Here is a 10,096-nt window from a genome sequence, read left to right as displayed (position 1 = left end):
CGGGCTTTAAAGACATACGTACCCGGCACTGAAGTGCTGAAAGCACGAACACCATAATCCAGGTTTTCCTCTCCCGATTCCTTTACCAAAATCAGGTTCATTGTGCTTTCTTCACTTACATCTTTTGTACCCAGTTTGACCGTGAAGGTCACTTTTTCTACTCCATCTGCCTGTATAGCCGTCTTATCAGCTGTAATACGCAAAATGCCGTCATCCGTCCCCCCATTCTCCGTTTCGTCCGAATTGCCGGAACAGGATGACAGCATTGCTAAACAAAGGATCATTACAATTGGTAGAATTGTCGAGTATATTTTTTTCATAAGCCTCAATCATTATAGAGATAGTCTATGCTACCATTGATAGAACATTCGGTTATATTATCCACCATATATGCGTCATCCACTTTACGCAATGCATAAACCACTACACGTGATGTGGCAGGGTTCAGGTTCTTTGCATTAGAAATGCTGAAAGTTGCGGCAGTGTGCTCCTCGTTTGCCTTCACAGTAAACCGTCCGTCGGTTGACATCGACAGGTAATTGTTGGAAATAGCTCTTACTGTATAATCGTACGAGGTCTCGTTTCCTCCGGATGCCGTCAAACCATCAGTCACCAAGACATAAACAAGGTCATATTCTCCTCCTTGGCTCGACTTCAGTGCGGCATTCACCGTAATCTCACCCATAGAAGAATTATAAGATGTATTTACCTTAATTCCACAGGTTGCCGGATATTGTCGGATTTGGTCTTGTAAAGTCTGTTTAATAGCACTCACATTTCTGTCTATCGACATGACTTTCAAATCATAGATACAGGTAGGAAAACCGGACGCTCCAAAACGGCCCATGATTGTGCTTGTCTGTGACAAATGGAACGGGTCAGTGGCGGAACTGCTGGAAGAATGAAAAGCCATTTTTACCATACGTCCCGGCATCAGCTCTTCCACTTTCTTCAATGCCGAAGTCATGGCCGGACAATAAGTACACCAAGTTCCCGTCATTTTGAAGACACCTACTTTACGATAGAAAAGTTCATAATTCTTACGATTCTGTGCGGTTACGGAAACTTCATCCGACTCCCAGTCCAGGTAATATGCCTTAAACTTATGTGTCCCGTTCTCTACTGCCGAGAACGTATTGGTCCGTCTCTCCAAATAATCACCGGTAGTTACATCTTCAAAATATACATTCTTCATATATTCGGAAGTCGTCACTACTTTTCCATTGGCATCAGTCACCGTAAAAGTCGCCATATCTGTTCCATTGGCTTCAATCTTGGCTTTATCCACAGTCAAAGTAATAGGTCCTGTCACTTCGCCGTTATCCGGCTCTTCACCATTGTCGTCAGAATTGCCGCTGCACGCTGTAAAACATCCGCACAAGCATATCAGACTTGACATAAAAAACATTGTAAATTTTCTCATATTCTATATTCTAATTAATAAATGTTTCGATGAACTCAAAATGAAGTAGTTATAGTCAGGTTAGCACCTGTATATTTAGGAATCGTCCGGCAAACTCCACCAGAGCAGACGTACCCTTCCTTGTTACGACCATAACTCAAGGCTATACGCGTACGTGACTTGGCATAACTGGCTCCCACATTGTAATAATGGATTTTATCCTTGCCGTGATTATACATATCACTTCCGTAAATGCTCCATGCCGGAGCAAAATTTATCTCCAACAGAGCTGCCATCCAGTCCTTCTGATCTTCTTTTGTAGTTAGGTATTGCAACTCCATGCGAGTTGAAAAAGAAGGCGTGAACTTATATTGTAAATCTGCTACAAAAATATTCGACAGATTAGTCGTTTTATTCGCTCCGTACGAAGGGCTATATTCTTGCATAGAATAAAGCAAGTTCATTTTGAATGACTTTGTCCATTGCTTTTCCACATCAACACTAAAGTCACGAAATGCCAAGTTACCTATCTGGGCTGTTCCTTCTTTTTCTAAAGCATAATAGGTAGAAAAGTTAGCATGTAATTTCAAACCGCGTTTACCTCCAATGACCGTTCCTCTTTTGAAATGATAAAAGACATCCAATTGTCCGCCCATCTCACCGCTAACTGCATTTGTCACATCTCCTATTTGTGGAGTATGAGGATGCAAGTTGGTCAACATATAGGTATATTGCGTACTCATAGCCGGGACATAATTCAACAGATTCGAAGTCGAACCATTACCGGCAATAATCTCACTATTCATCCATTCCAAACGGCGCCCGGTCAGATTTACCCCCAACCCATTGCCGCTATATCCCAGCTCCAGCAATTGCGCATTGGCACGTTTCCTTGCATAAAGTTTGTCATCATGAATGAAATTATAATATTTATTGCCACCGTCCACATATTCACCTTTCGCTGTAAATCCGGAGCGTTCAAAATTTACCCGTCCCGAGAAGCCATTCGAATAAGGTTTTCCCCCTTCTTCTTCGAGGTCGATATTGATTTTCTCATACCGGTTCAATGCCCCTCCTTCGATACTCAAGGATGTATTTTGCCAACTAAGCATTTCAGATAAGGAGAAGCTTACATCTACGCCACGTACTTGTGTGTCGGAAAAGTCCATTCCAAAACGTGGAGTTCCCCAAATGGCCTTCAACCTTACAATATTCTTGTAATTGTAGGTAAAACGTGCTCCCATCACCGCATTATTCAAACCAAGCATACGGTCCTCCCAACTACGGAATAGCAGTCCACTCCCAAACTGCTCATAAAATGTACCCGCTGTTACGGAAAAATCCTTGTCGGCCCAAGATACGTAATAGTTGGTTAGTTTTGCTTTCTCCAATTCTGTCGGGTATCCCACCAGTACCGGTTCATAGGCTTCCAACTGTACACCTACGGCAAACTTACCTTGATAGTAATCCAGTTTCAGATAATTGTTCGAACCGAAATGATCTTCCGGAGATTCTGCTTTTGTCTTACTATCATCCTTGTAGTAAATCGTATTCGTTTCAAAGCTCCCTGTCAGATAACCTTTTTTGTTATCTTGCTGCGCATAGGTTAGAGTAGACGATAACGCTACTAAAGCCAACACCTGAATTCTTATTCTAGTCATGTCATTGCGTTTATCTATGAATAATAACAGTTTCTATTTCTGTAGTTTTTTTATCGCTTTCAGTAGTTCCAGCTCACTTCCCGGCGCGTACCCGGTGTGTGAATAGACAATCTTCCCATCGGCATCCACTACATATACCTGTGGAGTCAGGCTTACATTCATAGCTCGCATGAATTCCTGATTTTTATCGTACAACATGATAAAATCATCCCATCCATGTCCCTCTGCCAATGCACGCGCTTTAGCAGTAGAACGGCTGTCATCTGTCGAAACAGCTACTACACGGAAATTGGCTTCTTCCAACCAATCGGGCAATTGTTCATTTATAGCGTCCAATTCACGAATACATGGTTTACAGGTTGTTGCCCAAAAAGAAATAATCATAGGTGTTTTGTGATTAACCAGGGAGGAGGTGTTTACCTGTGCTCCTTTCGTATTTTCAACCTTGACTGATGGTATTTGTGCCATGGTACAAGTTAGAAAAGCGAACAACAGCGTAATGCAGACAATTAATGCTCTCATAAGTTCTTTTATTTGTTATGTTAATAATCTTGTTTTATCTGATGTGTTCCATCTTACAGCCAAATAGCCTGAATTTCTGTATTTGTATCAAGCCGTCCTTATACATATCGCCTATCAAATTGGCATTCTCGAAAGTGACAGTTTTAGTTTCAACATCATATTCTCCGCGATATACGTCAGAAGTACTTCCGTCCAAAGCCAGTCTCCTGAAACGAATAGTATACGGGCCATAAGAAGCGACATCTTCACCCGGCACAATGGACAGGTAGGTTTTCTGCGCCTCCGAATCATATTCATAATACAACCGCCAACTAAATTCCCATTCAATATCATTATCCGGATCAAATCCATTCTTATTCGAACAGACCAGATAGTGTTCGTATGCCTCCGTGCCTTCTTCCGCTGTATTTATTCTAACGGAGAATCCCACTGGCACATTGGAAACATTGGTGGCAGAAGCCGTTCCGGTAAATATCCAAGTTCCTGAAAGCGTTTCATAAAAGCTTGAATCATTGTCTTTGATAGTCACTGTCAGTCGCTTGTTCTCACCAATAGACGCCCCTTTCACATCAGCAATTTCAACATCAAAAGAACGGTCGTCATTAACAAGCTTGTCATCAACGGTCTTAAACTCAAAATTCATTGTTTCCTGCCCGGCAGGAATAAGTAACGTTTTGGTTGTGACAATATAGTTTTCATCCTCTTTGGCATTATGATCTTTTAATTCGAACGTCACACGGATAGTTCCGGTATGTTCGCCCGTCACAACAACAGGCACAGTACACAAACCGGCAGATTCTTTCACCGTCATTGCAGTTTCCTGCAAGTTTACCGTAGCCGCTCCGGAATTAAACTGTTCCTCATCGTCCGAACAGGCGGCGATCAGAACGGCACATAGAAGAAGGGTGTATATTTTCAGATAGTTCATTTTACTCAAGTGTTTGATAATTTACGTTATTCATTGATTAATATCCCGGATTTTGCTGACCTGCCAATTGAGGGTTGGCATCCATTTCTGTTTTAGGAATAGGCCAAAGCATCCGCTGGTCATCCATAAGTTTATCCAGTCCGTCAGTACTTGCTTGTCCCGGGAAAAGCACCAGTCCTTTGCTTTGCGGTTTTCCACGCTTCACACCTTTCCCCCAACGCTTCAGGTCCATCAACCGGTATCCCTCACCTACAAGCTCACGTTCCCGTTCGTTCATGATTTCATTTAATAAAGCTTCCTGATCGTAGGTTGCATCAGTCCATCCCTCGATTCGCGCTTTTTTTAATGCATTCAAAGCGTCATTACCCTTTTTCACTGCAGCTGCCGTTCCAATCTTTGCATTAGCTTCAGTGGCAATCAGATACATTTCAGCAATTCGGAATGGTTTCGGCTGATTCAAATAGCGTGTTTCGCTTCCTAATGCATTGTAATATTCATTGCCCGGATATTTATTAAAGAAATAGATATCCGCCGCATTACCTGACGATACGGTTAAGTGATATTTTCCGAAATAAGTCTTTAGCCGGATATCTTTTTCATTGTATAAGTCAATCAGTGTTTGTGTAGGAATATAATCCTTCTTTGTAGTCGGATAACCAATGAAAATAGTCCCCAGAGGTACACCGGCATCGTCGGCACTAGTCATGGCAATCTGCCAGATGGTTTCCGTTCCCTTGTCATTCTTCCATACGCTTTCAAAATCTGTTGCTGTGTTCGATAATGGATATCTGTTCGAATTAACCAGGTCACCTGCATATTTGGCTGCATTTTCATAGTCGTCCATTTGCAGGGCAACACGCGCTTTCAAGGCAGTCACTACATCTACCGTGATATAATTCCCACAATTCTTGGGAGCCGTGTTGACTGTCACGTATGCACCATTAATATACCTGTCATAATCAGCAATGCCATTTTTTGCAGTCTCTATTCGTTCTTCGGCTTCTTCGAGGTCCTCCAATATCTGTTTGTAAGTATCTTCCAATGAAGATCGTCCCGGATATTGGGTAGCAGAAAGTTTAGGCTCATATTTTACCTGAAGCGGCAGTCCCGGAGTACTTGCTGCGGTAGCCACATCGTAATCGCGGCAAAATAAAGTAGCTAGATAAAAGTAGCAGTATGCTCTTGTAAAATACGCTTCCCCCTCATACACATTAATCTGTTGTCTCTGGGTTTCAGTCAATTCGATTTCCGGATTCTCATCGATCTTACCTACCCCGTCAATAAAGAAGTTGACACGTCCAATAGCGGCATAGTAGTTCGACCAGATTGTTTCTACGGTAGAGTTGGTACTCTCGAAAGTCCAACGGTGCAACTCACCATATTTATTAGAGAAATCCGCCACTGCATTAAAGGCATCTGCCTGAACTTCCGGAGCTAATACATAGCTTCCTCCTGTCAGTCCTAAATATACGGAATAGATACCGGCACGTGCTTCTTCAAAACCGACTATGGTCGTTAACGCTTCTTCTGTAGGAACAGCATCGTATGGCATTTTATCCATATCACAAGAAGTCACCCCAAGTGTCAGTATAGTCAATGCTATCATAGATATTTTCTTCATATTCACCATTCTTTATGTTTTTAGAAAGTTAGTTCGACTCCGAAAGAATATTGTTTCGTATTGGGATAGTTACCCAATTGGATATTACTGTCTACTTCCGGGTCATATCCTTTATATTTAGTCACTGTGAGTAAATTACGTCCTACAAAGTAGATTCTGGCGTTACTGATTACTCCTGTTTTCTGAATCAGTTTGGCCGGAAGGGTGTACCCGACAGTCAGGTTTTTCATACGCATAAATGAAGCATTTTCCAGTAAATGCGTATCAAACTGCATCGGGGAGTCGGGAGTGGCAATTCTGGTTATATCTCCCGGCTTCTGCCACATGGTAAGCATTTCTACAGTTTGATTGTCCGAACCTGCAAAAGTGGGATTCTCTGTAAAAAAGCGCTCATTATTCAACATATACTGGCCTAGCATAAAAGAGAAGTCGGCACTAACAGAAATCCCTTTCCATCCGAACTGGGTGCCAAAGCCACCGGACCATGGTGCATAGCGTTGTTTGCCGACAAAAACTGCATCTTCTTCGGAGTAACTCTTAGTCAGATTTCCATTTTTGTCGTACCACATATTATATCCGTCACGCGGATCGACTCCTGCCCATTTCACATAGTAATATTCTCCCCAAGGTTTGCCGACCTTCATTTTTAAACCAGTATCGGGCAAGGTATATTCATCCAATCCGTTAAACAGTTTAGTTATTTCATTCTTATTATAATTCAGGTTTCCGGAGACACTCCATGAGAAATCTCTCGTTTTCAGAATATCCACTCCCAGAGTAATATCGAAACCTCGATTACGCATACTTGCTACATTTTCCACACTGCTTCCGTGTCCGGTAGTGTATGACAATGGATAACCCATCAACATATCGTCCGTCTGACGGTTATAAAATTCCAGTTCTATAGAAAAGCGGTCAAACACTCTTGTACTGATGCCTACATTCAGTGTTTTCATGCTTTCCCATGTCAGGTTATCATTTCCGACGGTAGAAGGAGCAATACCCGGTTGTCCGTTATACAGCAAACCGGATCCGACCAATGCCAACGCATTATAGGCGCTGATACCGGAATTACCAGTTGTTCCATAGCTCACTTTCAACTGTAAACTGTTCAACCATGAAACGTTCTGCAGGAAATTCTCTTTTCTCATATCCCACATGGCTCCCAAAGAATAAAAGTTTGCCCACTGGTTGTTTTTGGCAAACAGAGAAGAACCGTCCCGCCGTGCTGCCAAATCGACATAATAGCGATCAGCGAAACTATAACTGATTGTGCCGAAATAAGAATTGAAAACCTTCTCATACATCGAATGTATCGGCACTTCTGACTCTGCTCCAGCTGCCATCAGCATCATTCGTGAGTCTACCATTTTTTTAGAAGTTGCCGAGAAATTCTCATTCTTTGTGATAATGGACTCCTGACCGGCCAACACGGTAAAAAGATGCTTGTCTGACAGACTGAACTTATATTCCGCCGTATTGGTGAAAGTAAATGAATAATAACGTTCGAAAGACTCGGACGCCACCCCTGCCCCTTCAAAAGGGCCTTCCGGATAGGCTTTATGGGAGTTACGATAATCAAAGGCATCTACTGCCTGCGAGGTACGTATATTCAATCCTTTTATTGGGTTTATATTAAAGAAGGTATTGCCATTGATACGTACCGTACTCCGGTCATTCGGTTGAAGTTCTGCCAAGTAATACGGATTATAATATCCCATATCGTCAAAATAGTCCAATCGTTTTCCATAGCCTGTAAAGTTGCCTTCTTCGTCTGTCAATATCTCGTTTATTGTTTGGTCAGGACGATAAATACGGGCAGCATACGCTTTATTATAAACGCTATTAGCTTCCGTTCCGAAAGTTGTCGTGTTATATTTCTGATAGGAAAGGTTCACGTTAATCCCGGCTTTCAGCCAGCCGGTCACCTTTACTTCCACATTACTGCGCAAAGTCTCACGGCGCAATGAGGAATCATCCATAATCCCCTCTGTATCATAATGTCCAAATGAAATATAATAGTTGATACCTTCGGAACCACCGACCACATTTACATCATATTGTTGTGTAGGAGCTGCATCTCCGAAGAAGACATCCGCCCAATCTGTAGATATACCATTATCTATATAGAACTTTTTCCGTTTTTGAAATGTAGTATCGTATGCTTTTCCCGGGTCCAGCATTTCCTGCAGGTTAAGCCATTGTTCGGTATTCATCATCTCTATGTTATCCCCAGTCATTCTCGACCAGCCATATTGCGCATTGATACTAACACGGGCTTTCTGTCCCATTTTTCCTTTCTTGTTAGTCATTATTACTACCCCGTTAGCAGCACGAGAACCATATATAGCTGTTGAGGAAGCATCTTTCAATACGGTCATGCTTTCGATGTCGTTCGGATTTAATGCTGTAAATGCTCCGGATGATATAGGTGAGCCGTCGAGAATAAAAAGAGGTTCTGTATTTGAATTGATCGAGCTGACTCCACGCAATCGCATTACAACACTTCCACTTGGTTCTCCACTGGGAGTAAATACTTGTAAACCGGCAACTTGACCTTGTAATGCATCTCCGGCATTAGCAACCGGTCTATTGGCTATCTTGCTATTATTTACCGTTGTTACCGAACCGACTACAGACCCTAGTTTCTTTGCTGATCCGTAACCTACCACAACAACTTCATCCATCAGTTGTGTATCAGACTTTAAGATAACTCTAACAGTCGGTTGAACAGAAACCGACTCCGTTTTCATACCGATATAAGAGATTTGTAATATTTTTGCTGAATTTGGCACATTCAATAATGTGAAATGCCCGTCTATGTCTGTTATTGTACCTAAGTTAGTGCCTTTTACAACAATTGAAGCCCCTACAACAGGTTGTTTGTCATCATCGGAAATAACTGTCCCCGTGACTTTCTGCGTTTGAGCTGTTATCAGCCCGATACCTATAAAAAGGTATCCAAATAGCAGCGCTAATTTTTTCTTCATAAATCTCTTTTTAAATTATTAAATAGCCCTAAAACATTTAAACTCACTTTTTACACTTAGATAAGTTCTATCAGAACTTAATTATAATCCATTGTTTTTGTAGTGTTTTTACATCAAATATGTAATTCTGGAAAGAAATGTTGCTTGATTTTACTTTTTCAATCAATTTAGATGACTATTCCATAAAAAAAAATATGTCTTTTCGTTGTTTTTTGCAAAAAGAATATATACTTTTGTTCCATTATATAATACCAAACCGGAACTGTTAATAAATACAATCCGAAAAAGAGATATAATTTGTATTTTAAGAACTATATATTTATTTTAATAAGAATAGAATATAAAAAAGCACTAAGTTCTGATAGAACTTAGTGCTTTTTCGTTTTATGGAGCTACTATTAGCCATTTTACTTGGATTTCCTTCCTATTCTACTTTTCAGTTACATTATAATTATATTTTAAATCTCCCTCAAACATAAAATAAAATCAGAAATATAAAAGAGGCTCATTTAAACTATGTTAAATAGACTTCATCTAAAATTTCTTCATATATGACACTCTGTATATTTCTTTATATAGATAAAAACAAGTAAATATACAACAGTACTATTTATTTACATCAAAAACAAACAAGTTATTTTATGATTTCAAAATTTCGAGAGATTTATTCTAGCTTTATCTCTTGATTTTAAGGAGCACCTCGTTGCATTAAAACCAACGAGGTGTTTCTCGGTGTGCAACGGGTCGTTCCTTTAAAAGGAACGACCCGTTGGTTTAAAACCAAAACCCACTTATGTAACTATCTGAAAAGCAAATCATTACAAAAGCGTTCTCCCGGCCTTTCTTTTTAAGTAAAATTTTCAACAAAAGAAAACGGATACCAATATCAAACACGGTACTCCACTGATAAATATTTTACAAATCAAATCTAAAAACAATGGTTACAGTTACTTTTCAGATCAAGCCCTATCT

At 40.7% G+C, this 10,096-nt stretch carries 6 protein-coding genes and 1 pseudogene; all 7 read right to left on the bottom strand.

Features of this window, described 5'->3' with window-relative positions:
- A pseudogene (locus BXY_RS01670) lies at positions 1 to 320 on the bottom strand (Omp28-related outer membrane protein); the annotation flags it as partial.
- A gap of 5 nt (positions 321 to 325) precedes the next feature.
- Entirely contained in the window at positions 326 to 1,423 is a 1,098-nt protein-coding gene (locus tag BXY_RS01665; RefSeq protein WP_008640462.1) for an Omp28-related outer membrane protein, read from the bottom strand.
- Between the two features lie 35 nt (positions 1,424 to 1,458).
- Positions 1,459 to 3,063: a DUF6029 family protein gene (locus BXY_RS01660; protein WP_008640463.1), complete on the bottom strand. Its 1,605-nt coding sequence runs from the start codon at positions 3,061 to 3,063 to the stop codon at positions 1,459 to 1,461.
- Positions 3,064 to 3,096: 33 nt separating this feature from the next.
- Complete coding sequence (locus BXY_RS01655) at positions 3,097 to 3,585, bottom strand: peroxiredoxin family protein (RefSeq protein ID WP_055235047.1); 489 nt, start codon at positions 3,583 to 3,585, stop codon at positions 3,097 to 3,099.
- Positions 3,586 to 3,619: 34 nt separating this feature from the next.
- Positions 3,620 to 4,513: a Calx-beta domain-containing protein gene (locus BXY_RS01650; RefSeq protein ID WP_008775753.1), complete on the bottom strand. Its 894-nt coding sequence runs from the start codon at positions 4,511 to 4,513 to the stop codon at positions 3,620 to 3,622.
- A gap of 37 nt (positions 4,514 to 4,550) precedes the next feature.
- Entirely contained in the window at positions 4,551 to 6,134 is a 1,584-nt protein-coding gene (locus tag BXY_RS01645; RefSeq protein WP_225472586.1) for a RagB/SusD family nutrient uptake outer membrane protein, read from the bottom strand.
- 20 nt (positions 6,135 to 6,154) lie between these two features.
- Positions 6,155 to 9,124, bottom strand: coding sequence for a SusC/RagA family TonB-linked outer membrane protein (locus BXY_RS01640; protein ID WP_015531055.1), 2,970 nt, complete (start codon positions 9,122 to 9,124; stop codon positions 6,155 to 6,157).
- Positions 9,125 to 10,096 lie beyond the last annotated feature (972 nt).

Source organism: Bacteroides xylanisolvens XB1A (genome assembly GCF_000210075.1).
Taxonomy (GTDB): domain Bacteria; phylum Bacteroidota; class Bacteroidia; order Bacteroidales; family Bacteroidaceae; genus Bacteroides; species Bacteroides xylanisolvens.
Note: the sequence above shows the minus strand (reverse complement) of the source record. Positions and strands in the feature narration are given on the sequence as shown.